Source organism: Clostridium sp. FS41, assembly GCF_000954015.1.
Taxonomy (GTDB): domain Bacteria; phylum Bacillota; class Clostridia; order Lachnospirales; family Lachnospiraceae; genus Enterocloster; species Enterocloster citroniae.
This window is the reverse complement of the sequence record NZ_JYHN01000032.1, coordinates 74,852-100,619: the sequence shown is the minus strand read 5'-3', so window position 1 is coordinate 100,619 and position 25,768 is coordinate 74,852. Positions and strand designations below refer to the sequence as shown.

Here is a 25,768-nt window from a genome sequence, read left to right as displayed (position 1 = left end):
TGGCGGCTGTGGCCGCCATGAATCCAAGATAGGGACCGCCGAACGCAAGGGGCATTCCAAGGGGCTGTCCGTCCCCCACTGCAATGTCAGCGCCATATTCAGCCGGCGTCTTCATCACTGCCAAAGCCATGGGATTACAGGACATGATATATTTGGCTCCGGCTTCATGGGCAATACGCCCCAGACCTTCCCCGTCCTCCAGGTTGCCGTAATAGTTTGGCTGCTGCACGTAGAAGCAGGCTGCCTGGGGATCTGCCTTTATCATATCCTCCAGGGCCTGTGTGTCCGTGACCCCGTCCTTTTCCGGTACAATGACCACTCTGGTATTGCTGCCAAAACAATATGTCTTGATCACTTCGATCGTTCCCGGACTGGCTGCGGCGGAAACATACGCAGTGCTCCTCTTCCTGTCCCTGCACATGGCCACAGCCTCCCCCGCCGCGGTGGCGCCATCATACACCGATGCATTGGAAGCATCCATTCCTGTCAGCTCACAGATCATGGTCTGATATTCAAATATGGATTGCAGGATCCCCTGGCTGATCTCCGCCTGGTAAGGCGTGTATGCTGTTACAAACTCCTCCTTGGAGATCACGCTGGAGACAATAGCGGGTATGTAATGGTTGTAGGCCCCCGCTCCCCTGAAAATATGCCGGAACACCACATTCTTTTCCGCCATCTCCTCCATCCTGGACATTACCGCCTGCTCATTGAGGCCGGAGGGGATCTGAACGCCGTCCTTTAACATCACCTCACCGGGTATATGGGAAAACATTTCCTCAAAACTGTTAAATCCTATCTCATGAAGCATTTCCTGCTGTTCCTGCTTCGTATTCGGCACATAAGTACCCATGATATTACACCCCATTTCTAATGGAATAAAGATGCTTTTATTCCAGAGTCTTTACATATGCTTCATACTCAGCAGCGCTCATCAGCTCTTCCGTATCCGTGACACTTCCGATCTTCACCAGCCACGCATCATAGGGAGACTCATTGATGGACTCCGGCGCGTCCAAAAGCGCCTCATTCACCTCTTCCACCGTGCCTGTCACCGGTGAATACACATCAGAAACAGCCTTCACGGATTCCACATCTGCAAATGCCTCCCCTGCCGTCACCTCGTCCCCTGCTTCCGGCAGGTTAACAAACACCAGGTCTCCCAGGGCATCCTGGGCATAATCCGATAATCCTACCAAAGCGGTGTTCTCATCCACCATCTTGACCCACTCATGTGACTTTGAATACTTTAATTCCTCCAGAACATTCATCTCAATACCTCCTGTTATATGATACTCAACGTTTATAGAAAGGCAGCTTCACCACTTCTGCGGCCACCCGCCGTCCTCTTACCTCAACCTCCAGCACAGTGCCCGGTTCCTTATATCCAACATCCACTAAAGCCATTGCCACCGGATATCCCAGATAAGGACAATGAGTGCCGGAGGTGGTGATCCCAATCTGCCTGCCGTCCGCATAAACCGCCTGATGTTCCCTGATGATTCCCCGTCCCGTCACCTTTAAGCCGATCCGTCTCCTGGTCAGGGGGCCTTTATCCACCAGCGCCTGCTTTCCGATAAAATCCTCTTTATCCATTTTTACAAATATTCCCAGCCCGGCCTCCTTGGGTGAAATGGTATCGTCCATCTCGTGTCCGTACAAAGGCATGGATGCCTCCAGTCGCAGGGTGTCCCTGGCCCCTAACCCGCATGGGATCAGCCCCTCCTCCTGTCCTGCCTCCATGAGCATCTCCCACATGGCCGGCGCGTCCTCCGGGGCCAGATAGATCTCCACCCCGTCCTCACCCGTGTAACCGGTCTTGGAGATAATGCATTTGATATTCCCGATCATACGGTCAAAGAGACAAGTATAATATTTCTCCGGTATATCCTCCTCCTTTGCCAGTTTCCTGAGGATCTCCATGGCCTTCGGTCCCTGCAGCGCCAGCTGCGCCACTCTGTCTGAAATGTCCTCAAATTCCGCGTCCCCAAACTGGTGGGCCTTCATCCACTGGAAATCCTTATCCTTATTTGCTGCATTTACCACTATAAAATAGCAGTTGTCCCTTACCTTGTACACGATCAGGTCATCCACCACACCGCCATCTTCATTGCACATGGGGCTGTAGCGGGCCTGGCCATCGGCCATGACCGTATAGTCATTGGTCAGGATCATGTTCAGGTTCTTTTGTGCATCACTGCCTCTGCAGATGATCTCCCCCATGTGTGAAACATCAAACAGGCCGCACTTGGTGCGCACTGCCATGTGCTCCGCTATCACACCTGTGTCATACTGCACCGGCAGCAGATAGCCTGCAAACGGCACAATCTTCCCCTTGTACTTTACATGTGTGTCATAGAGCGGTGTCCTTAATTCAGTGCCGCCAGTTACTTCTGTGCCCATAAATCATTACCCTCCTTCATATGCTGTCCAGTGTCCCAAAATGCGCAGACATTTAAATCCGCGCTGAAAGACTGTTAAAAAAGCGCATGAACAAATAAACATGTTCATGCGCTCTGTCTTTGGACCTGAAAGATTTGGCTTCGTCGGTGCTCATCGCTTTCCAGAGTATCGTCCGGTATCCGGTCCTTTTGCCTGAGAGTTCTCCGCTTCCCCTTCGGCGCTGCCCTAAGTCACTGCCGGATCATCACTCCAGCCCCCGGACAGTCTCTCCCGAATCCATCATCCGATGATATGCAGTTGTCCGCAAACGTATGGCTCACCGCCCCGCCCTTGCTAAGTTCATACTAACACAGGTGATGTTTTCAGTCAATAGATAAAGGTTGTTTATAATTTAACGATAATTCAGCCTGATAAGATTGGGAATACTTGGAAGTATGAAGCTATACTGGACAGGGAACAGGTCTTTTCCTGCTCCGGCGCCGGGAACCGGATCGTCTTATATGAACGTTCTCTGAAGTAATCTATACAATTAACGAATAAATTAGCCTGTCCAAAGAAAAAATACTGGTAATCTGATATAAAGTAGTATATAATGGGCAAAGATGATGAGGCGAAGGTGTTCCTTTTGCCTCATTGTTGTCTGATAAAAAATACGGCTTATGATAATAGATTAGGAAAGAAGGTGACCACATGCATAAGTTTATGCGGACCATTGGGTTTAGCATGTACCAGAAGAAACAGGATATGGAAAAACTGCTGCGGCGTCTTGCAAAAGAAGCCAGGGAGAACGGACAGTTGTCCGAACGGGAAGGCAGTACGTTCTGTGAACTGCGGGTAGAGACCGCTCCCGGCATGGGTGTTGCCATGGCTGGTGAGATGAGTCCAAAGGGAACATTTAACCGCGAATATTATTTCCCCTATGTGAAAAGCACGGATATAAGTTCGGATGCGGAATGCTCCATCCAGCGTCACACGGAGCGGGAAACATTTGCCGGACTGCTGGATGAATACAGAGTGGGCATCTCTCTTATCTTTTATATAGAAAACTCCATGGAATACCGGCTCCGCAAAGCCGGCCATAAGCCTGTAAAACCCTTAGGCGCCGCCCTTTCGGGCCTGTGCGTGCAGGGCAGGATCCTCCTTCCCATACAAAAGACAGAAAAACAGGCCGAGGATTCCAGAATGGCTGCCAGAAAGAGGAGCAATCTGCTGGAAGCAGCCAAACGCGGGGACGAGGATGCTATTGAAACACTGACCATTGAGGACATTGACCTTTACTCCATGGTTTCCAGGCGGATCGCCCATGAGGATGTGTATTCCATTATTGAGACCTGCTTTATGCCCTGCGGCATTGAATGCGACCAATACTCCGTAATAGGGGAGATCACCGGAATTGAGCTGAGTGCCAACCGGATTACCAAGGAAGAGGTTTATGACCTGACCCTGGACTGCAATGACATGATCTTCCATGTTGTCATCAACCGCCAGGACCTCCTGGGAGAGCCAAAAGTAGGCCGCCGATTCAAAGGTCAGGTATGGATGCAGGGAACTGTGCAATTTGAGGCTTGATTTTTTTCCCAAGATAGGTTATTATATAATGCGGACCGTGTGATACGGTTCGCAGATATCAATGATACAAATTGATGTGTTTCTGTAGCTCAGCAGGATAGAGCGTCCGCCTCCTAAGCGGAAGGCCAGCGGTTCGAATCCGCTCAGGAACATTAGAACTTACAGCTCGAAAGTCTGACAGAATCAAGGCTTTCGGGCTGTTCCTATATCTATAGAGAAGTCGAATTCACAACAAAAAGAGTTGTTTTTGATTAGCAAATTATAACGGAGAAAGCGCTTGAATCCAGTCGCATGGGATGCTGTAATCATATTAACTCCGCAGGTAACACGGCTTATCGGAATTACGGATAAACTGTTGGAGGTACGCGTGGATATGGAACCGATTTTTAGAATCGTTATCAATGAGGATAATTCAAAACAAAAAGAGCAATTTATGCGTATATCTGATATGCTGTATTACCAGAAGCAACGGCGTTCCATCGGAAACTGGGTGTTTCTGGTCTGGTGGGGTATCGTTGTGATAAGCTCTATTCTCATGCCTGGCGAGTTGGGAGCCATTCTCTTTCTGATGGTAGCAGTATGGTTTCTTGCCTTGTCTGCGCGCCTTCGCCGCAAGGTGTTGCTGAACACCGGTTTGATTATTGGAAGGATTTTCCGGAAATTGAGAAAGACGGAGCTGGTTCGCAGCCAGATCGATTTTTTTGAGAATGATTTTACATATTATCCCAGTAAAGAATCACTGGTCTGGAAATATCCGGCTGTAGATAAGCTGGCAGAGGACCCGCAGGCCTATTACATATTCTTTGCAAAAGATCAAGGGATGTATTTTGCCAAACACTGCTTTACAGTCGGTGATTCCCTGAATTTTAAAGAATTCATTATGCAAAAGACAGGAAAAGATATGTCGCTAATGAAGTAAACATCAGCAGTTTAAGGGGGGAACCGGGATATGACACCGTTATTCCAAGTTACAATAGCCAGGGATGCCCAATCCCTTTATGAACTGGCAAAGTATCAGTTAGAACGCAGATACAGTGGAAAACGGCTGAGTCTGGATATAGCTGTACTGCTGGTTGTCATGGCGCTGCACTATTTTATGTACAGGCAGCTGTTCCGCACGCTAATCATAGGATGTCTGCTTCTTTTCATATTTATATGGCCTTATTTTAGCATCAGACGGGTAAGCGTGAAACACAAACAATGCCAGAAACAGGCGGAAAAACTGAAACAGCAGGCCAGCCTTGGTATTCCCTGCGAAAAGGCAGTGTATCAATTTCTGAAAGATAACATCCGTTGGGAAACCAGCTGCGTCAGCGGATATATGGAATACTCCCAGATCCGCAGTATAGAGGAATTTCCAATGTATTTTTTTGTAATCACAACGTCAAAACAGGCATTGATCATCTGGAAAAACAGTTTCACTGAAGGATGCCCCGATCAGTTTCTGCATTTTATACGGCAGAAACAGCAATCCGGTCCGGCTGTTCCCACCTCCACAGCGGGGGCTAAACTTAAAGGTTGAAACCGCCTCTTTTAACAGTCACGGTTTCCGATGGCCCTTCACATTCAATCTTTTTGGCGCGCAGGTTATTGTAGACATCCTCCGACTCGCATTCTTTTATATTGCAGAATTCTTTTTCAAATTCCAACAGATCCCTGTGTAAAGATCCCATTTCTAGATTCGACAGCATGATATCCTCTTCGGTACTGTCATTTCCTTCTATTTCAGCATATGTCAGGGAATTGCCGATTGTCACGTTGTTTACGGCAGTGCCGATTGACCTTATCATGCATTCATCGTCCATACTGTTCTCGATTTTCAGTCTCACGCTTTCCGGTACTATGTTGCCTGCGCCATCCAGTTCTGATACAAGTTCCAGCCTCAGACCGTCCTCTTCATAAGTATCCATTTGTTTTCCCACGCTGTTCTCCCCATCCTCTGTACCGTTTGGCAAGCTCTGTGTGATACCGGCCGTATCTTTAACGCTGTCCCCTGCCGTATTTGCACATCCGGTTAATGCCAGAAGAAGTATGATTAATCCACTCTTTTTCCACATTTTATTCTCTCTATATTGTAATGCTTAATAAAGTGTCACTGTTAGTTTGCTTCGCACCCAACCTATACATAGTCTTCGATTTTTTGGAAGTATATGCTTTTCATTTTCTTCTTTTCTAATATGTTTTTAACTTTTTCTGTGACTATGACATGCCCCCATACTAAATTCGTATAAAAGCAGATATCAGAGCCATCCCATTCATTTAAATCCACGCCATATCCATCCCGTTCTTCGCTGCGCCACAGTCTTACACAGATCACAGCTTTTTATTAATTCCTGCCTTTTGTTTCTCATATATCCGCAACGCCCCGTTATCACGAGTTCTTTATAATCATCGATATTTTTGTCTAAACGTATTTTGCCATTGCCGTTGTACCATCCTGATAATTCGATCTCCTTTACCATATTGCCTGTAGCTGAAACTTCTGACAGAGCGTTTAGAAATTTACTGCTGACTATAATCCCATTTCTGGAAGATAAATAATCATATTCATATTTTCCCAAATTTCGTACTATATAAGAGTAGGGAAATTATCCCCTATTCTTATTTTTTGTTATGATGAGTTTGATTGGTTAACGGCACAAATATGGGACATAGTTCCCGAAACTGAAAGTGTTAACCATCACTCATTATCTTTTATTCGATTAAGCAAGTTGGGATTCGCTCCCGGGTAACTAACGAAAATGAATAGATAACCGAGTGCTGGACCCAATCATATTAATTCGCAAAGGAGGATCCCCCCTATATGTTAGCTGTAGGTATCGATGTATCTAAATCCAAAAGCACCGTTGCAATTATCCGATCTGATAGGACTGTTCTATCAAAGCCATATGACTTTTCCCATACTATCAGTGATATCGCTCAGCTCACCGATCTGATCCGTTCATACCAAGAAGAATCTAAAATAGCTTTTGGATTCGCGGTCTAATCTGCAAAATATGCGTTCTTTTTATCTGGCCTATCAGAAATGCCGGTCACTGACTGGCAAATTGTCATGGACAAATGGAAAACAGGAAGCGCCGGATCGTGTAATGGATCCAGCGCTTCCTGTTTTTTCCCAAATTTTTCCTCTAAAACGTTTCTTTCCAAAGACAGCTGCCAGGTAACCGGCAGCTCAGTCTCCCGACAATTCAGTCTCCCGGCACTTCATTCTCCCGGCAGCCGGGCGTTCAGTTTCCGGTACAGGCAGTCCAGACGGTCCGGGTCCAGCAGGGTGTAGATCACATGGGGTTCATAATCCGTTTCCCGGAAAAGCTGTGTAAATTCCCCTTTCATCCGGCTTACGGCCAAAAGAGCCTGCCTGGCCCCTTCCAGGGCGCTCTGCCAAAACTCTTTATCCTGTTCTTCTGTCTCCGTCACATAGCGGGTCAGCAGGATCGCCTCCGTCCCGCAACGGTACATGTCCACATACCGGGCATTAAGCGCCAGACGCTCCTGAAACCATTTCACCTTATCCTGACTCAGCCCCTCCGGGTATTCCCCCGCCTCCTCGCAGAGGGCGCTGATCTTTTTAAATGCCTCCTCCTTTTCCCGGATCGCAGGCTCCAGGGATGACCTTCTGGGAGAAACACAATCCTGTTTTTGGGGGTCCCAGTCCTTTAAAGAGTTCTTTTCCTCCGAGAGCCATACCGCGTGCTCCAAAGAAATGGGAAGCACGCTGGAATCCGAGAATACACAGTCATTTACAAACACGGTCCCGGCTGTAATCTCCCATGTTTTCTTCATGATATTGCCGAACCATTTTGCCTGACGGCTGATACATCCAGTATCCTCTGACCATCCTTCCTCCAGAAGGAATCTGCGGTATATTTCCTGGTCCGGGGTATCCAGATCCCTGGTAAGGGCAGCCCCCGCATAAACATTGATCTTGTTGGGTGTAAAAAAGGAGGAATGTCCGTCCAGGCTTTCCCAGTCCAGGCGGAAAACTGCCCCTGATGCTCCCTTCTGCCTGGCGTCTGACAGTCTGCGCCGGTAGTCCTCTGTCAGGTCCGCGATCCCCACGCCCCATCCGAAATACTGTCCCATGGTATCAAACTCAATCCACTGCTCATGGTCTCCCACATGACCGATCCTGGGATTTGCCGGAAATGTGGGATAGTAATCATGGGGCGTATTCTTCAGGGAAATGATCACATCCGGCGGCAATTCCTCCATCACTGCGGATATCTCCTTCTGGGAAGCGGAATCAAACACAAAGTCACGCACAATCAGTTTTCTGCCAGCCTGGCGGATGGGTTCATACATGGATGTCAGTACCATCCGGTACCAGTCCTCCCTGGCGGCGGACTTACACCTGCCGCAGGTACAGCGGTTGGACTTGATGGAAACACGGCTCTCCCCTGTGGCCGGTGAGGTGATGATCCCCGCCACCTGGGGAAACTCCCGGAAAAACTCCCTGTATTTAACTCCTAAGAACTCCTGCCAGAAGGGGTCCGTGGCACACACATGACCGTCATGGACCAGGTGCGGGTAAAATTCCAGGATAATATCAGGGAAATACAATTCCTTGTTCTCAATATAGACCTGGATTCCCCTTCTGCCCGCCTCTTCCAGTACTCTTTTTAAAAAGGACCTTCTCTGGTAGGGGCAGGAGCGCCGCGTAGGTGTATACTGGTACAGCTTCCTGAAGATCTGGCTGTAGATATCAAATATGGAAGAATCACCCTCCTGTTCCTTATACCCGAAATAGGCTCCCGGGTATACGATCAGGTCCACAAAATCATTCCGGTGGAGTACCAGCGTGTTCATACCGTGCTTTTCAATAAAATCCAGGGCCTTGACCACCCACGGATAGTCCCAGGCATACAGGCTGTGCAGTTCCAGCCCCCGCACTTCAAAGTCCGCTTTTGCTTGGTCCATGATTTTCCTCCCTTCCCTGCCGTCTGTCTTTGTCAGATTGCGTCCAATACCCTGCTGACATCTGCTTTAAAGCGGATCAGCCGGTCTCCGTCCAGCATATATTCCACCACATGGGAATATCCCTTGTTTCTCACCAGGCTGTCATAGCGGGACGCCAGTTCTTCATACCCCGCCAGTGTCTCCCTCGCCTTCTGTACATCCCCGGGATCCTGTGAGATCTCCGCTTTCTTTGTATAGACCGTGGAAATGAGTTCCAGGCGAAAGCCCTCAATATAAGCCGGAAATCCCTCTGCCACAAATTCAAGATATGTCTTTACATTGTGGTTGACACCCGGGCTTGCGGCGGCGATCATGTCCCTCAGCTTCCGGGCCATGGCCAAAGCCTCATCCTTTTCCGCTATCATGACCGGAATATTCTCCCCGGTTGGTTCCACCCGCTTGGATGCATTAGGTTCCCACTGGTCCCGGCTGTGGAACACGGTCATAATATTGTAGGTCAGGTCGTACCGGTCAAAGATCTGGCAGTTCCTGTTAAACACATGGCCCCGCACATGGATCCCCTTTTCAAGGATCTTCCAGCACAGCTGCATCATTTCCCGGAACAGTTCCCGGTCCTTACCTTCCGTTATCTTACAGGGGATTTGGCTGTAGCTGTCCGGGATCAACGGGGACACCAGCCCATGATCAAACCATGCATCATAGACCGCATCCATGTCCGTGTTCACATCAAAGGAAATCATGGCGCCTGCAATCAGGTTTAACATATTAAAACCGCAGAACACACTGGACTGGGTCATATTTTCCCAGTCAGTCCTGAGCATGATTCCGGTTGCCCCCTTATCCAGGTACCGCTGCATCCTTCCTCTCATATCCTCCGATACGCTGCAGGGAAATACTCCCAGGCCAAAGAACTGTCCCCAGGTATCAAACTCCACCCACTGGTTCAGCTTTCCGCAGTTTCCAATGGCAGGATTGTCCGGGAACACCGGATAATAATCATGGGGAACCTTTTTCATGGACATGGTGATGTTGTCGGACACGCTGCCCGCCGCATCCACCATGGCGTACTGGTGGGCCTTGGTATAAGAAAAATCCCTGACAATCAGCTTCTTTCCGGCCCCGTCAACGGCCCGGTGCATGGCTGCCAGCAGACTGCGGTACCATTCATCCACATCATAGTCCCTGCAGCGCTGGCAGGTACAGCGGTTGGCTGCAAAGGACACCATGCTCTCCCTTGTTCCGGGGCTGACAATGATGCCTGCCACATCCGGAAACATTGCAAAGAACTCCCGGTATTTTTCCTCCAGGAACTCCCACCAAAACGGATCCGTGGCGCACAGTGCGCCGTTCTCTCCCCGCAGCTGGGGATATTTTGTGATCAGGTCATTGTGAAAATAGATTTCCTTTACTTCCCCGTAAAATTCCAGCCCATTTTCCCGGCACTTGTCCAAGACCGAACGCAGATAATAGCGGTAATTCTTAGTGACGCTGTTCCTGACCGGATTAAAACTCAGCAGCTCGTCCTTATCAAAATATTTATCCGGAAACACCACCTTGTCAATAAGCTCATTGCAGTGGAAGATAATTCCCGTAAGATTGCAGCTCTTTGCAAACCGGATCGCCCGGTCCACATGAAAGGTGTTCCACATATTGATCCCATGGATCTCCAACAGCCTGTCTTTGTAACTTGGTACACTCATTTCCTTCAGCCTCCCAACTCATCCAGTGTCCTGGAGCAGTCCTCTTTGAACCGCCTTATCCGCTCCGGATCCATCACATATTCCACATTGTTGGAGTAACCCCTGCCAGACACCACTGCGGCCAGGCGGTCCGCCAGCCCGTCATATTCTGCCAGGGTCTCTCCTGCGCTCCTTCGATCCTCCGCGCTGCAGCTTTGCTCCGCCTTCCTGATCCAGGCAGCGGTACGGATCTGGGCATCGAAGATCTCCACATAGACCTCATATACATCCAATACAAAGTTCAGGTACTTTTCAATGTCTGCGCTGACCCCCAGGGCTTCCGGTTTCAGCCAGTTCCTTAAGTCCGCGGCCATCTGACGCGCCTCTTGCTTTTCCCGGAACATGATCTCCATATGATCCCCCACGGGCTGCACCTTTTCTGAAGCCCCAGCATCCCAGTGATCCCGCGTATGCTGCACGGTCATAATAAAATAGGTGAGGAAATACCGGTCAAACATCTGGGCATTCCGGTTAAACACATGGCCACGCACATACAATGTTTTCTCCAGGATCTTCCATGAATCCTTCATCAGCCTCTTAAAAACGTCAAATGCCTGGGGTGCTTTGGGCACACAGGGCTCCTGGGGACAGGAATCGTATTCCAGGGGGCTGACCAGGCCAAACCGCAGCCATTCCCTGTAGGCGTCATCCAGATCCATATTTACGTCAGCCCCCAGCATTGCTCCGGCAATGAGATTAAAGATATTAAAGGAATTAAAGGTGCTTCCCTGAAGCAGACGCTCCCAATCCGTCCGGAGCATGATCCCGCTGGCCCCCTTTTCCAGGTAACGCTGCAGCCGTCCCTGCATATCTTCCGCCACGCTGCACGGAATGATCCCCAGACCAAAGTACTGTCCCCAGGTATCAAATTCGATCCACTGCTCCAGGTTCCCGCAGTTGCCCACAGAGGGGTTGTCCGGGAATGTGGGATAGTAGTCGTGAGGCGTTTTCTTTAACGCCATAATAATCTTTTCAGATACATCCCTGGCCGCATCCACCATTGCATACTGGTGGTCTGCCGTGTAGGAGAAGTCCCTGACGATCAGCTTTTTACCGGCAGCATCCAGGGGCTTAAACATGGCTGTGATCAGTTTTCTGTACCACAGATTCATGTCGCAGCACCGGCAGCGCTCACACTCGCACTTGTTGGCAGCCAGGGATACCATGCTCTCCCTGGTTCCTGCGCTGACAATGATCCCCGACACCTTTGGAAACCTTTGGACAAATTCACGGATTTTTTCTTCCAAAAATTCCCACCAAAATGGTTCCGTTGGGCAGACCGCCCCGTTTTCCTTTCTCAGATAAGGAAATTCCTGAAGGATCTCATGGGGATAATAGATTTCCTTTACCTCCACATAAAACTCAAGCCCGGCAGCCGTGATCTTGTCAATTACATTTCCCAGGTAATACTTGTGGTTCTTTGTGTCTCCATCCCTGTTATTGTAGGAAAGCAGGGACACATTGGGCGGAAAATATTTATCAGGCTTAATGGCACGGTCGATTATGTCATTGCAGTGGAAAATAATACCGGTCAGATTAAACTTCTTGGCAAACTCAATGGCCCTCTCCACATGGTATCCGTTCCACATATTAGTTCCGTGGATCTCCAACAGCCTGTCCTTATAGTCTGGTTGTCTCATTTTCATCCTTTCTGCTCTGTTAAAAAAGCCTATAAAAATAGCCGGACTTCAATTTATACCTTAAAATCCGGCTATATTCAGAATCAGTCAGTAGTTGTTTTCCTGCCCTGTTATTCGGTCAAACGGTCTCCCAGCTCCTCAAATGCGCTCTTATACATGTCAACTGAATCTGTCCATGTCTTTCCAAACTCCTCATGATCCTGGAAGGCCACGGTAAATCCATAGCTCTCAATGGCTGCTTTTACTTCCGGCACTTCGAGACAGGCGCGGTAGCAATCCTCATAATATTTGATCACTTCATCGGACACGCCCTTGGGAGCCGCATAGCCATGGAAGAAGCCGTTGGTCAGCCACTCATACCCCTGCTCCTTGGATGTGGGCACATCTTTGTAGATGTCACTTGTAAGGCGGTTTGGATCCAAAACAGCGATGGGCCTTAAATCGCCGGATTTTACATATTCCTGACCATCGGAGGGAGCCTGTACGGTTACTTCCGCATGTCCGCCAAGCAGGGCTGCAATGGAGGAGGCCCCACCGTCATAAATGACTGCCGAGATGTCGCCGCCATTCTTAAATGCAAAATATTCCAGTTCCCAGTGGGTCTGTCCGCCCCTGTTATTGCAGGCCATTACCACGTCCCGGCTGAGGATGGCATCTTTTAGATCGTCCAGGTTCTGGATATCGCTGTCCTTGGCCACATAGACCACGTAGGGAGCATAGCCAATCTGGCACAGAGGCTGCAGCTCCTCATAATACTGGTACGGGGTCTCCGCGGTAAGGCAGTTTACCACAACCGCTGAGTTGGTGTTGCCGATGGTCAGCCCGTCCGGTTTTGCATTGATCAGCTCCGTAAAACCAATAGCACAGCCGCCGCCGCTGATATTGTTGATCACCAGAGGTGTGGCAAAGCAGGAACCCCCTTCATTGGCAAAGGTCCTGGCCAGCAGGTCCGAGCTTCCGCCCGGTCCATAAGCTACTATGACCGATACGTCCTTATTCGGTTTCCACCCCTCCGCTTCCGGGGCCTTCTCCGTCTGTCCTCCTCCTGCCGCCTCTGTTGCCTGTGCACCACCGGGCGCCTCTGTAGTGGCCGCTGCTGTCTCGGTTTTGGATGAGCTGCCGCAGGCACCCATGGTCATGGTCATTGCCGCCGCGAGAACCGTTACCATTGCTTTTCTTAAGTTCTTTTTCATTGAATATTACCTCCTCCTAATAGTTTACAAGTTTTAAGCTTCCCCCTGATTTGCTGCCTTTTGTTTCCCGAAAAACTGTATCAGGCTTTTTGCAGTTGAGTAGACCAGCGCGATCATGGCAATGGAAAGGATCGCCGCCGCGATGGGACGGTCCATCAGCGCTGCCAGCAAATTGCCTTTATACAGCGTCATGGTGCCTAAAAATGAATTTTCCAGCGTGGGACTCAGGAACAGCCCTACGGCCAGCGCCGCCATATTATACCCGCAGGCGCTTAAGAAAAATCCGAAGATACCGCAGATCACCATAACCCCCATATCAAACACGCTGTTGTTAATGGCGTAACCGCCGGCAAACGTGATAAATGTGATCAGCGGCATTAAAATGGTAAAGTCCACCTTCAGCAGGCTTGCCCAGATCCCTACCAACGGCAGGTTGATAATCAGCAGCACGATATTGCCGATGAACATACTGGCGATCAGCCCCCAGAACAGATCCGGATGTTCTGAGATAAACATGGGGCCTGGTGTGATCCCATGTACGATAAAAGCACTCATTAAAAGCGCCATGGAACTGGTGAATGGAATGCCTAAACTCAGAAGGGGAACCATGCCCGCATACATTGCAGCGTTATTGGCTGCTTCCGGCGCTGCCACTCCTTCCAAAAGTCCGGTTCCAAAGGCATCCGGATGCTTGCTCAAGGAGCGCTCCATTCCATAGGCGAAAAAGGTGGCAAGGGTGGAGCCTGCTCCGGGCACCAGACCCACTCCGAATCCCATGATGCCGCATCTGCCAATGGTCTTATAGATCTGTCCGAAATCCTTCTTATTGGGAAATTGTTCCCTGAGGTTAAAATCCGCTACTTCACCCTGATTCTCAGGTATGCAGATGGCACTCATCAGTTCCGTGATCCCATACACACCCATGATAAATGTAACAAAGCTGATACCCTTGTACAGATCCACCACACCGTATGTGAACCGCAGGGTCCCATACAGGTCATCCAGTCCCACACAGCCCAGGATCACGCCAAGGCAGACCACGATCAGGCCTTTCAGCTGGTTTTTCCCGGATATGGTGGTGAGAAGGACCAGTCCGAACACCACAATCGCAAAAAACTCTACCTTTCCAAAACTCAGGGCAACCCTGGCCAGGGCCGATGCCGCAAAGGTCAGGCCGATGAGGCCAATGGTTCCGCCGCAAAAGGAACTGATAGCCGCCACGCTCAGGGCTTTCCCTCCTTTTCCCTGTTTGGCCAGAGGGTGCCCGTCAAAGCAGGTCACAATGCTGGTGGCCTCGCCGGGAATATTGACCAGTATGGAGGTGATGGCGCCGCCATACTGGGAACCAAAATAGATTCCCGAGATCATGATCAGTGCGCTGAGCGGCTGCATACCAAAGGTTACAGGCAAGAGGATGGCCACTGTTCCGGAAATCCCAAGCCCGGGCAATACCCCGATCAGCGATCCCAGGAGACAGCCGATCACCGCGCAAAAAATATTCATAAGTGTCAGACAGTCCAAAAAACCATGTCCCAGCAAACCCAATGTCTCAATCATACCCGTCCCCCCTTTAGAACCACGCTGCGCCAGGCAGCGGGACATTCATGGCATATGTAAACAGAGCCCACACCAGTACACTGAAAATTCCCGAAATCACCACTGGTTTGACATATCCCTTCTGTCCTGTCAGCTTCAGCATGATCACCAGACAGATGAATGTGTCCACCGCAAATCCGATCTTCTTGATCAGGAATACGTAAGCACCGCAGAGAAGGGTGTAGTACAGCCACTTCTTCCAGTCCACCTCCGCCAGCTTCTCAGGCGTCTTGTTCTCCTTAAACAGCTCAATCACCAGATTGATCACAGAGAAGATGATCAGGCCCACCGAGAATATGGTGGGTGCGAACCCGCCCTGAGGCCTTGCAAATGAACCAAATTTCAGATCATGACGCGATGTGAAAAAAGCCGCAATTCCAAACAGCAGGAGCGCCAGGGCCACAATCTTATTCATTCTGGACAATATTTTTTCCTTCATCTTCCTTCCCCCTTTTGTGCTTTACTTTCAGTTGTATGAACCGTTTTTTATGCTCTTGCAGGACGTTTGCCAGCAGATAGACATCGTCAAAGCTTTCCTTGTCAATGCGGATGGCCAGCAGGTTTTTAAAGACTTTATCATCAAAATACAGGATGTAGTCTTCCCCGCACCAATACTGACCGCGCAGGGCTTTATATCCCACCGTTACTTCAGGACAATTCCCCACCTTCACCAGTATATCCCTGTTCCTAAACGTTACCCACCCCCTCTGCCCTTCCAGTGACTGAAGCCCCTGTATTAATTGGGGCCTGATGGCTGCCGCGTATACCAGTAATGTTAAAAACAGGACCGATATGAGTCCGCTGAATATCATAAGCGGAGCTGCTGCTTCACTGCCCTTCATGGAGATTGCCAGGATTACTGTCATTGCCAGGGAGAAGATCAGGCTGAGGCTGATTTGTCCCAGATTCAGGATCTTTCCAAGCAGACCATTTACCAGCCGGATATCCCTCCCGTCCATTTGGAAACCAAGTTTAATTTGTTTTTTCATCCCCAATGTACATCCCCTCACTTTACCGTCTTACCGGAATCTATGATGATAACCTCGCCGTTTACAAAATCCGCGGCTTCCGAAGCCAGATATACCGCGGCCCCCACATAATCCTCAGGCTGTCCCAGCCGTTTGTACGGGTGGTTCTGAATGGTGGCTTCCATCCGTTCCGGATACTCCCTGTAGTAGTCTCTGGTAAAGCCCGTCTCCGTGGCAGTGGGAGCGATCCCGTTGACCTGGATGTTATGTGGAGCCCATTCCACTGCCAGGCATTTGACCAGGGCCGATACCCCTGCCTTACTGGCTCCATAGGCTGAAAAATTCGCCCCAAACCGGTATGCTCCTGTTGACAGGATCTGTATGATCTTCCCATGGTCCTGGCCGCACATCACGCGCCCCACCTCCCGTAGGAAATAATAAGCGCCATTGAGATTGATATCAATTACATCCCGCCACTGCGCGGTGGTAAACTCCAACATTGGTTTTCGGTTTGTCACCGCAATGTTATTCAGTGCAATATCGATCCGCCCATAGATTGCGGCAATCTCCTTTACCATGGATTCCAGAAACCCTTCGTCTGTGATGTCTCCACAGTAACTGTCCGCCTGGATCCCCTCTTTTTTCCATTCGTCCAGCCGTTCCCGTATTTTTCCGGGATCCCGGTCAAAGATAATGATCCTGGCCCCGTAATGCGCATATGCCCTGGCGCAAGCCGCCCCGATATCGCCGGCCCCTCCGGCAATAAGCGCAACCTTATCCTGCAAAGAAAACAGTTCTCTCTTCATATGATTACCCCATAGTAAACAAAAGAATTAACAGGTATATGATGTAGGTTCCCATAAGGACCACCCCGTGGACCCTGGTCAGCTTCCTCCTCCACACCCCGGCCGCCAGGATTATGCAAACCGCCATGGCCACCGGTATATCCAAAAGAAATAATTGGTATTGTCCTGCCAAACGCCCTGTTTCCGTTCTGATAAGAGGAAGCATGCCTGTGCTGGAAACCATGGTGGCCGTGGACAGCACCAGCGTAATATTGAGGACATTGGCGCCAATGATATTTCCCAGGGAAAGGGCATTCTCCTTCTTAATAATGGCCGTAATGGAGGTAACCAGCTCCGGAAGGGATGTCCCAAAGGCGATCAGTGTCAGGGAGATTACCTTTTCCGGTACTCCCATGAGCACCGCCAGAGCGCTGCCGTTGTCCACCAGCAGCCTGGCTCCTATTACGATCAATGCCGCTCCCAGTATGAATTTTGGCACCTGCATCAGCTGGAATGGTTCCTCCCCGCCTGTGTCTTCCTCCTGGCCGCCGTTCAGTTCCATGAGGTTCAGCCACACAAAACCGCCCAGCAGCGCGTACAGGACCAGGGCGCTCACCTTTCCCAGTCCATGGTTCAGCCATACCAACAGTCCGTAGACTACAATGGTGGTCAGCAGCAAAAGGCTCTTTTTTAATGCAAACAGGTCCGAATGTACGGTCTTTGTCAGGATCAGACACAAGCCCAGGATCAGTCCGGTGTTGCAGATAATGGAGCCGATGGCATTTCCAATGGCCATTTCACTGTGCCCGGTGGCTGCCGCCATGCTGGATACCAGCAGTTCCGGCAATGTGGTGGTCAGGCTGACGATGGTTGCCCCCATGATCGCCGTGGGTATCTTCATCTTCCGTGCAATGTAGAGCGCCGCATCCACAAAGACATCCCCGCCCTTTATAATCATCACAAATCCTGCCACAAAACCGGCAATGATCCACAGACCGCCCATTACCATCCTCCCTGTACTTTCATCTTCATATTATGCTTCTTCTTTACTGGACCGTATCATCCTGGATCCCATTGTATAATTCTTTGGTGGATTCCCTGGGGATGATCCTGGCCTTCAGCACTTTATTTTCCTCCACTGTCTCTCCCCCCAGCACCTTTAGAAGCATCTTCACCGCCTCCCCTGATAGTTCGTTGACACAGCTGTCAATGGAGGTCAGCTCCGGCACACAGTAATTGCCTAACTCCGAATTACTGTATCCAATCACCTGAATCTGATCCGGAACCCGGAGCCCGCGCCTCCGCAGATACCTCAGCACCCTGACGGCAAGGCTGTCACCCGAGGTCATGACCGCTCCGATCTTTGACAGATCCTCCGGATTCTTCATCAGCTTGTCCAAAACCTGGTCCACACGGTCCAGCGGACAGAGCGTAATGGAATTTTCAAAAACAGGCTGATCGCTCTCGATCATGGCTGTCAGGAATCCGTTGATCTTACACTTGTTGCTGTAGGATTCCCGGTTGTAGAGATAAATGGTGCGCTTTCCGTTCATTCCGGTGCTAAACAGCCGCTTAGCCGCCCGGTAAGCCGCTTCCTGGTCATCACAGTAAGCACTGTATATATTGGGCGCGTCCAGTGTTCCATTGATCCAGATAATGGGGACCTGCCCGGCGGCTTCAATGATGTACTTGTTATCATCTGCATCCACCTCATTGAAACTGGAACCTATGAGCACGATCCCGTCCACCCGTTTCTGAAGCAGAAGGCTCATTCCCTTTTTCTTATCCTCCAGCTCGTATCCTGTACAGTTTAACAGGGATGAATAGTTATACCGGCTCAATTCCCTTTGTACATTAAAGATTGCCCTGGTTATGTAGACGTCCATGGTATCCGGGCACATGATACCAACCGTCTTTGTGGAGTCCCGTTTCAAACTCTGGGCAAATACATTCGGCGTATAATTTGTCCTCCGCATCACATCAAGTACCTTTTCCCTGGTATGATCCGATACATGAGAGCTTCCATTTAAAACCCTTGAGACCGTTGCCGTGGACACATTCGCCAATCTGGATATCTCTTGGATATTTAACCGTTCATTTACACTCTGCTTTTCTTTCATTCCTTCTCCTTATGTAATCAATTTCATAAAGCGATTGTATTACATATTCGCCAAAAACACAATAGTATTTTTGCATTTTTGTCACTATATACACATATATCTTTTTATTTTTGTGCATTTTATTCGTCATTTTGTCTTTTTTATCATCCAATCCCTCCCCCTCCTGTTTTTTATGTAACCGATAACAACAAGGAAATCAAAAATCCAGGCCGGAATCTGGAATATCTGGCCGATATCAGATTTTTATCCTCTAAATTCAGGCAGTTTCTTAAATAACCGGCTCATTACTTCCAATATTTAACTTTTCAAATGCATCGGTCATGTTATCGATTACAATCAAGTGTGGCAAAGGGCCATAACGAACAGGTATAACAAGAAGACATGGGATGGGACCGGTCTTTCCTATATGCAAAAACCGGCCCCCTGAATTTCTCCAGGTTTCCGGTTTTTCATTTCCTTTTACACGCTTGTGTGATCCACAGATCCTTTGCTTAAAAACTGTCTCTCATATTCCTCCACCGACATGGGTTTCCCATACAGGTATCCCTGACCGATCATACACCTGCACTTCTTCAGGTATGCTGCCTGCAGTTCCTCCTCTATGCCCTCTGCAATGGTCTGTATCTTCATGTCATGACACATGGAGATGATATGCTTTACGATCTGTCCGCTCACCCGGTCCCTGTCGATCTTGTCCACCAGGCTTTTATCCAGCTTCAGGACATCAAATTCCACATCCGACAGGATATCCATATTGCTGTATTTAGTGCCGAAATCATCCAGGGAAATACGGTATCCTCTTTTCTTTAACTCCGCCAGGGCCCTGTAAACCATATCGCGCCCAAGCTCCCCGATGCTCTCCGTCACTTCCACTTCCAGCATTCCCGGTTCCACATCATATTTTTTTGCAATGGAGCTTACACTTGATACAATATCCGCATTGAGAAGGGTCATGCGCGAAAAATTAAAGGAGAGGATCTGTTCCCTGTACCCCAAAGATTTCCAGTTTTCCAACAGACGGCAACATTCCTCAAACACAAACAGGTCCACGTAGCTGATCAGATTCTGCCGTTCAAGGATCTGGATAAACCTGGATGGCATGATCATGCCCCTGTCCGGGTGGAAGTAACGCACCAGGGCCTCCGCCCCTGCACAGGTGCCGGTCTTAAGGTAGAGTTTCGGCTGAAGAACTACCTTAAACTCTCCTCGGTCAATGCTGTGCAGCAGCTTCTTGATCAGCTCCAACCGCCCATTTCCTGAAAGATCAGGCTTTGTCTCATAATACCGCTGCTTGTCAATACGCATCAGTTCCCCTGCCTGTTTAACCGCCCAGTCCAGATTCTTCTGCCTGTCATCCCACACCCTTCCCGCGGATATAGACAAATTCGGCCTTGCATTCAGCTCACCTATCAGACCCCCGAACCTGTGCTCAAACTCGGCCCTGGATACATTTTCCATGATAATATCAAACTCATTGCTGTTCAGCCGGAATACGATACAATCTTTGAATCTCTTCTCAATGATTTGGGCCGTCAGCCGTATCAGTTCATCTCCCGCCTCGGTCCCCATGGTGTCGTTGACGGATTTAAGGTCATTGATATCCACCATGATGACGCCTATGGAAACCACCTCATCCGCCTTATACGTCCTTCGGTACCCGTCATAGCTGCTCCTGTTAAGAAGTCCGGTCAGGGAATCATAGTAAATGCTGTGCTCCAGCTGCCTGGCATCCTGCCTCCGGCTGATCTCCTGGGCAATAAAATAGATCAGCATATTGATCAGTTCCAGGGAATGCCGGCTTCTGCACCCCATCATCACGATGTATCCCAGCTCACCCTTTTTGCTCACAACGGGGAATACCGTCATATTGTTGATCTGCTCCCTCTCCATGTCCTGATAAAGTTCAAAGGATTCCGGCAGGATATCATGGGACTCTTCTATGCTTCTGACCCCGCCCTGATGGTGCTGGTCCAGCCATCCTTCCAGATGGCATTCCAGATCCCGGCTGGCCGGCGGCAGATCAGGTTCATCTCTCCTGCAGGCACACTCATAGCCAAAGCCATTGTCCTTTTGAAGGAATATCTGGATATGGACTGCTTCATAGTGGTCCGCCAGCACATCCATAAGGCGGCGCAGGGATTCTTCCATGGTTTTGGCTTCCACCATGGCGTAAATACAGCTGATCACCGTATTGGCCACATCCGCCCCTGAACCGCCGCTTCCGTCACTCATTCCCCGGAAATAGCCATCCGCCTTATCTGACCGCTCCATCCCAATGGACAGGACGGCAGGCTTTCCTTTCCATTCCGCCAAGCGTGTCTTCACCAGCCGCTTTACACCGCGCACCGAATCCGGATTCTCCCAAAGGGAAAAGTGATCCCAAGCCCAGTTAAAGCCGTTGCAGAACGCGCAGGGGCTGCTGCTGCCACAGAACAGTTCATAACATTTGCGGTTCCTGCACTCCTCCCCGTTCCTGCCGACCATGGTGTAGTATGCCTGGTTTGCCGCAAGAAGCTCATACGTATCCGGATCAATGAGGCAGGCAGGATCTCCCTCAGACGACAGCAGACGCTCAAATTCACCGGACGATTCCGCCCTTTTCTCCCCGGCGTCCCCAGGTTCCCCCGCTGCTTCACTCCCCGCCCCATCCATATCCCACAGGCAGAACAGGCCGCCCACATGCCCATTATCCGGGCTCAGGTACAAATACCCTTCCATTCGGACAAGCCCCATCCTGCCGCCATCAGACATGCGCATATAAGGCAGGGAAATCCGGTCCCTGCCGGTTTCAAACCCTTCCACCAGCGTCTCCCTGCAAAAGGCCCTTTGCAAAGCTTCCCTTTCCTCAGGCTTTACAGCCTTCTTCGTCAACTGCTCCGTCAGGAGGGTGTAGCGGCACTCTTCCCCGCAGCCGGATAAGCACTTCCAGATTCCGTGAAGCCGCTTCACCCTGTCATCCGTCAGATCCACCTCGCCGTATGCCAAAGCATCTTCAAGGATCAGCTGATTGACCCTGGCCTGCCTGATATAGGCGTTCTCCAGTTCCTTACGTCTGGTTATATCCTCAAACCGCCCCAGAACAATCTCAGGTTTTCCCTCCTCGTAGGCCAGGACCTCCATTTCCACCGCAAACCAGCTGTATTCCCCTTTCCGGTTCTTGATCTTTACCTCACAGCGGGCATGATCCCCCCCATTTCGCAGGACATGGAATGCCTGCAAAAATGTCTTGCCAAACTGCGGATGCACGATCTGTGTATCCACCCAGGACTGGGGAAAATCCTGGATCTGTTTTTCTGTTCCATATGTAATCTTATGGTCTGTATATGTCAATGCCGTGCCGCTGGTCATGTTATATTCAAATACCTCTTCCCAGCTCACATTCAGGGACCACCTCTTCATCTGGTCCAGGTTGGTCATATTCTGGTGATATCCTGTGATCAGAAGCCGTCCATCCTGAAGCTGTCTGGTCCTGCCCCCGCACCGTACCGGGATATCCCCCCATTCAGGGTGGTTCCAGGTGTACTGGACTTCACAAAGCTTGCCGGAGTGGGCAATCCGGTCCATAGCCTCATTCACATAGGAATGGTTCCCCCTGTTGATCCGTTTGTACCAGAACTCAAAACAGGCTTCCGGGGATAGGTTTTCCTTTAACCCCAGCAGCCTTGCCATGGTTTGGTCAATATAAAATTTTACGTCCCGCATATCCGGGTCCGTTACCATGTTCCACAGTCCCAGGTCCGACATATGCAGGATATCATCCACCCACTCCATATTGTGAAATACAAAGCTTTTGCTGAAGTCTCTGTCGCTCATACACTTTTCCTCAAATCGTATTGATTGTCCTTGTATCCATACTGTATTCCTGCTTTTTATTATATCATCACTTCCTGGGGTTACCACAAACTTTTTTCTTAATTTCCCGGTCAGAACATCCCGCTTTTATCCATGTCAGGCAGCACAGCCTTGCCTCTGTCCGATGGCGCGCATCCGAACATCTTCTTATAAGCCCTAAAAAAGCTGGAATAATCCCCAAATCCCGCTTTGGCTGCCGCTTCAGCTGCCGGGACCCCGGCCGCCAGCCAGCCCTGCACCATCGCCATCCGCTTATATTGGATGTATTTGGCCACCGTAGTCCCTGTGGCCCTCTTAAACACGGCCGTCAGATGGTTTTTACTCATAAAAAATGTTCCGGCCAGCCCTTCCAGGGTCAGCGGCCCGCTCAGGTGCTCATTGATATAACGTATGATCTCCCTGGCCTGCCCTTCCTGGCCCGCAGCCGTTCCCGACCCTTCCTGGTATATTGCAAAAATCCTGGTTAAAACAGACAGGACCCGTGCGCTGATTGCAATGTCCTGTAATTCTTTTCCATAGGTCCCGCACTCCTCCAGCGCATGAAAATACCACTCCATCTGAAACTGCTCCTCATAACAGCGCCATTCTGAGGAAAACGGCTTTAATAAAAGCCCGCGCTCCCTGTCCCCCAGAAGATCCTCCATAAAATGCAGGCGTATGCGGTGGTACTCCTCACAATCCAGTATCCTCAGCCCGTGAAAACAGCCCGGAGGTATTATGACAAGGCTTCCCGGCCTGGGTATATAGGTTCTTCCCTCCACCATGTATTCCACATTTCCCGTTATCATATAATAGATCTCATAGCTGCCGTGGCAGTGCATCTTATACTCCATATCCGCCTCGTTGCTGCGGGTATGGGCATAGATCACCTTGCTTGTCTTAAAACTTTCCTCCTGGTACAATTCGGCCTCCCTGTGCTTCTGACTGTGTTTCTGACTGTGTTTCTATCTGTGTTTCTGCCTGTGTTTCCGGCATCCATATTTCCATTGTATCAGCTTTTGCGCGATTTGCAATATTTCTTTGGCTTATGGCAATGGTTTTTGCAATATAAATATCATATAATATCACCTGTAAGCAAGAGAAATACAGCAAATAAATTGTTGCAAAAACCGAAAGGGCCCTCCCCCTTTCACACATTTTATCCCCCTTTATACACAATACAATATAAGAACGGCCAGGCATCCCCAGTGCCTGGCCGTTCTGTTTTGTTTTCTATGATTCTTTATGATTTTGAATGGGCGCCCCGCCCATTTTGTGGTACTCCACCTGATGTCCCGGCTGGGTCATGTCCTTCAGGTTCAGACATTGGTCCAGCTGGGCCTCTGTCATCAGCCCCTCTTCCAGCACCAGTCTCCTTACGGGAATCCCCGTTTCCATGGAGCGCTTGGCTATTTCCGCTGATTTTTTATACCCCAGCGCAGGGCACAGCGCTGTTGCAAGGGCTGCGCTGGACTCCACCAGCTTACGGCAGTGTTCCCTGTTGGCAGTGATCCCAAGAATACAGTTATCGATCAGTGTCTCCACCGCGCCCTTCATGGTATCAATGGATTCAAATATCTTATAGAAAATCACGGGCTCAAATGCATTCAGCTCCATCTGTCCGGCCTCTGCCGCCATGGTAACCGTAACATCATTTCCAATTACATTAAACGCCACCTGGGAAACCACCTCAGGGATAACAGGATTGATCTTACCGGGCATGATGGAAGAACCGTTCTGCTTGGGCGGCAGGTTGATCTCCCCAAGTCCCGCCCTTGGACCGCTGGATAACAGCCTGAGGTCATTACATATCTTGGACAGGTTCACCGCGCATATGCGCAGAACAGATGAGGTATGTACAAAACAGTCCAGGTTCTGGGTCGCGTCAAACAGGTCGTCCGCCTGGACGCAGTCCGTACCGCACACCAGGTTGATGTTGCGGATGATATGGAACAGGTACACGGGATTCACATTGATGGCTGTTCCCACCGCGGTTGCGCCAATGTTTAAATACTTCAGTTCGTCCATCTGCTCCCGTATGCGCCTGATATCCCTTCCGATCACAGCCGCATACGCCTCAAAGGACTGGCCCAGGCGGATGGGCACCGCGTCCTGAAGCTGGGTCCTGCCCATCTTTACCACATCATCAAATTCAATGGATTTCTGGTGAAGGGCTTTCTGAAGCCGATCCAGTTCATCGGTCAGGCCGGGCAGCAGGCCAAGGATGGTGAGCTTGCCCGCACAGGGTATCACATCATTGGTGGATTGCGCCATATTCACATGGTCATTGGGATGCACGATGGAGTAATCTCCTTTCTCGCCGCCAAGGATCTCGATCGCACGGTTGGCGATCACCTCGTTGGCATTCATATTGGCGGATGTACCTGCCCCGCCCTGTATGGCATCCACGATAAACTGCGGGTGGAGTTTACCTCCTATGATCTCGTCACATGCCTGGACAATGGCATTGCCCGTGCGCTCATCCAGCACATGGGCTGTCATATTGGTAAATGCAGCCGCCTTCTTGATCCTTGCCAGATTCTTAATAAACTCCGAATGAAGCGGCCTTCCTGTAATGTGGAAATTATTCTTTGCCCGCAATGACTGGACCCCGTAATATGCTTTCTGAGGCACCTCCATCAATCCTATGGAATCCGATTCCTCCCTGGTAGCCATAACTTTACCTTCCTCCTGTTATCTTGTGTGCCGGCGTCCGAACCCCCGGTCCGGCAATTTATATAATTGGAGCATATCACTTTCTGCATCAAAAGGAAATACTTTGGAGAATTATTTGTTTTATTAACTATATTAAGTTAAAACCTTATTTTAACAATATTTTTATTCATTTCTCCTAATTAAATTAAGTATCTTCAATATGTACAGGTATCAGGGTTATCAGGACAGGGCAGCATAGGGCAGACAATGATCATAATGCCAGACCCCGATACCTGCCCCGATGCCCTATTGATGTCCTGTCAATGCCCTATCAATACCCTATCATTGGACT

Annotated in this window: 21 protein-coding genes, 1 tRNA gene, 1 pseudogene and 1 riboswitch; of the genes and pseudogenes, 4 read left to right on the top strand and 19 right to left on the bottom strand. The window is 49.8% G+C overall.

Features of this window, described 5'->3' with window-relative positions; genetic code table 11:
• The 3 genes and pseudogenes from CLFS41_RS04725 to gcvT form a co-directional block, all read right to left on the bottom strand.
• Nucleotides 1–853, bottom strand: a pseudogene (locus CLFS41_RS04725) (aminomethyl-transferring glycine dehydrogenase); the annotation flags it as partial.
• A 37-nt stretch (nucleotides 854–890) separates the two neighbouring features.
• The gene (gene gcvH / locus CLFS41_RS04720; RefSeq protein WP_007862338.1) at nucleotides 891–1,271 is read right to left on the bottom strand and encodes a glycine cleavage system protein GcvH; all 381 of its coding nucleotides are present in this window, start codon (nucleotides 1,269–1,271) and stop codon (nucleotides 891–893) included.
• Nucleotides 1,272–1,296: 25 nt separating this feature from the next.
• Nucleotides 1,297–2,403 (bottom strand): glycine cleavage system aminomethyltransferase GcvT, encoded by a 1,107-nt coding sequence (gene gcvT / locus CLFS41_RS04715; protein ID WP_045091616.1) that lies wholly within the window; start codon nucleotides 2,401–2,403, stop codon nucleotides 1,297–1,299.
• Between the two features lie 170 nt (nucleotides 2,404–2,573).
• Nucleotides 2,574–2,686: riboswitch (glycine riboswitch) on the bottom strand.
• A 407-nt stretch (nucleotides 2,687–3,093) separates the two neighbouring features.
• Here gcvT and CLFS41_RS04710 point away from each other — a divergent pair.
• From CLFS41_RS04710 to CLFS41_RS04695, 4 genes are all read left to right on the top strand, one after another.
• Entirely contained in the window at nucleotides 3,094–3,972 is an 879-nt protein-coding gene (locus tag CLFS41_RS04710; protein WP_007862344.1) for a DUF3881 family protein, read from the top strand.
• A 78-nt stretch (nucleotides 3,973–4,050) separates the two neighbouring features.
• Nucleotides 4,051–4,124, top strand: a tRNA-Arg gene (locus CLFS41_RS04705).
• A gap of 125 nt (nucleotides 4,125–4,249) precedes the next feature.
• Nucleotides 4,250–4,891: a YcxB family protein gene (locus tag CLFS41_RS04700; RefSeq protein WP_045091615.1), complete on the top strand. Its 642-nt coding sequence runs from the start codon at nucleotides 4,250–4,252 to the stop codon at nucleotides 4,889–4,891.
• A gap of 30 nt (nucleotides 4,892–4,921) precedes the next feature.
• The gene (locus CLFS41_RS04695; RefSeq protein ID WP_007862457.1) at nucleotides 4,922–5,494 is read left to right on the top strand and encodes a YcxB family protein; all 573 of its coding nucleotides are present in this window, start codon (nucleotides 4,922–4,924) and stop codon (nucleotides 5,492–5,494) included.
• Here the strand turns inward: CLFS41_RS04695 and CLFS41_RS04690 are convergent.
• The 16 genes from CLFS41_RS04690 to CLFS41_RS04610 all read right to left on the bottom strand — a co-directional run bounded on the left by CLFS41_RS04690 (nucleotide 5,484) and on the right by CLFS41_RS04610 (nucleotide 25,437).
• Nucleotides 5,484–6,029, bottom strand: coding sequence for a hypothetical protein (locus tag CLFS41_RS04690; RefSeq protein ID WP_045091614.1), 546 nt, complete (start codon nucleotides 6,027–6,029; stop codon nucleotides 5,484–5,486). The genes CLFS41_RS04695 and CLFS41_RS04690 overlap by 11 nt on opposite strands.
• 1,147 nt (nucleotides 6,030–7,176) lie before the next feature.
• Entirely contained in the window at nucleotides 7,177–8,889 is a 1,713-nt protein-coding gene (locus tag CLFS41_RS04675) for a hypothetical protein (RefSeq protein ID WP_045091612.1), read from the bottom strand.
• A gap of 32 nt (nucleotides 8,890–8,921) precedes the next feature.
• A complete protein-coding gene (locus tag CLFS41_RS04670) occupies nucleotides 8,922–10,589 on the bottom strand; it encodes a hypothetical protein (RefSeq protein ID WP_045091611.1) in 1,668 nt (555 codons plus the stop codon).
• Nucleotides 10,590–10,594: 5 nt separating this feature from the next.
• On the bottom strand, nucleotides 10,595–12,274 hold the full coding sequence (locus tag CLFS41_RS04665) for a hypothetical protein (RefSeq protein ID WP_242849215.1): 1,680 nt from the start codon (nucleotides 12,272–12,274) through the stop codon (nucleotides 10,595–10,597).
• 104 nt (nucleotides 12,275–12,378) lie between these two features.
• The gene (locus CLFS41_RS04660) at nucleotides 12,379–13,461 is read right to left on the bottom strand and encodes a tripartite tricarboxylate transporter substrate binding protein (protein ID WP_007862468.1); all 1,083 of its coding nucleotides are present in this window, start codon (nucleotides 13,459–13,461) and stop codon (nucleotides 12,379–12,381) included.
• A 33-nt stretch (nucleotides 13,462–13,494) separates the two neighbouring features.
• Nucleotides 13,495–15,018, bottom strand: coding sequence for a tripartite tricarboxylate transporter permease (locus CLFS41_RS04655; RefSeq protein WP_007862474.1), 1,524 nt, complete (start codon nucleotides 15,016–15,018; stop codon nucleotides 13,495–13,497).
• A gap of 13 nt (nucleotides 15,019–15,031) precedes the next feature.
• On the bottom strand, nucleotides 15,032–15,496 hold the full coding sequence (locus CLFS41_RS04650; protein WP_007862475.1) for a tripartite tricarboxylate transporter TctB family protein: 465 nt from the start codon (nucleotides 15,494–15,496) through the stop codon (nucleotides 15,032–15,034).
• A complete protein-coding gene (locus CLFS41_RS04645; protein ID WP_040416070.1) occupies nucleotides 15,465–16,046 on the bottom strand; it encodes a hypothetical protein in 582 nt (193 codons plus the stop codon). The genes CLFS41_RS04650 and CLFS41_RS04645 overlap by 32 nt, the downstream gene beginning before the upstream one ends.
• 17 nt (nucleotides 16,047–16,063) lie before the next feature.
• Nucleotides 16,064–16,831, bottom strand: a complete 768-nt coding sequence (locus tag CLFS41_RS04640) for an SDR family oxidoreductase (protein ID WP_045091609.1) — start codon at nucleotides 16,829–16,831, stop codon at nucleotides 16,064–16,066.
• A gap of 4 nt (nucleotides 16,832–16,835) precedes the next feature.
• Nucleotides 16,836–17,813, bottom strand: a complete 978-nt coding sequence (locus tag CLFS41_RS04635; RefSeq protein WP_007862478.1) for a calcium/sodium antiporter — start codon at nucleotides 17,811–17,813, stop codon at nucleotides 16,836–16,838.
• 43 nt (nucleotides 17,814–17,856) lie between these two features.
• The gene (locus CLFS41_RS04630) at nucleotides 17,857–18,930 is read right to left on the bottom strand and encodes a LacI family DNA-binding transcriptional regulator (protein ID WP_007862481.1); all 1,074 of its coding nucleotides are present in this window, start codon (nucleotides 18,928–18,930) and stop codon (nucleotides 17,857–17,859) included.
• On the bottom strand, nucleotides 18,905–19,081 hold the full coding sequence (locus CLFS41_RS30020; protein ID WP_156200010.1) for a hypothetical protein: 177 nt from the start codon (nucleotides 19,079–19,081) through the stop codon (nucleotides 18,905–18,907). Before CLFS41_RS30020 ends, CLFS41_RS04630 begins: the two co-directional genes overlap by 26 nt.
• A 308-nt stretch (nucleotides 19,082–19,389) precedes the next feature.
• Entirely contained in the window at nucleotides 19,390–22,743 is a 3,354-nt protein-coding gene (locus CLFS41_RS04625) for an EAL domain-containing protein (RefSeq protein ID WP_045091608.1), read from the bottom strand.
• Nucleotides 22,744–22,853: 110 nt separating this feature from the next.
• Nucleotides 22,854–23,684 (bottom strand): AraC family transcriptional regulator, encoded by an 831-nt coding sequence (locus tag CLFS41_RS04620; protein WP_045091607.1) that lies wholly within the window; start codon nucleotides 23,682–23,684, stop codon nucleotides 22,854–22,856.
• Nucleotides 23,662–23,919 carry a hypothetical protein gene (locus CLFS41_RS04615; protein ID WP_045091606.1) on the bottom strand — a complete coding sequence of 86 codons (258 nt, stop codon included), beginning with the start codon at nucleotides 23,917–23,919 and terminating at the stop codon, nucleotides 23,662–23,664. The genes CLFS41_RS04620 and CLFS41_RS04615 overlap by 23 nt, the downstream gene beginning before the upstream one ends.
• Nucleotides 23,920–23,994: 75 nt before the next feature.
• The gene (locus CLFS41_RS04610; protein WP_007862492.1) at nucleotides 23,995–25,437 is read right to left on the bottom strand and encodes an aspartate ammonia-lyase; all 1,443 of its coding nucleotides are present in this window, start codon (nucleotides 25,435–25,437) and stop codon (nucleotides 23,995–23,997) included.
• Nucleotides 25,438–25,768 lie beyond the last annotated feature (331 nt).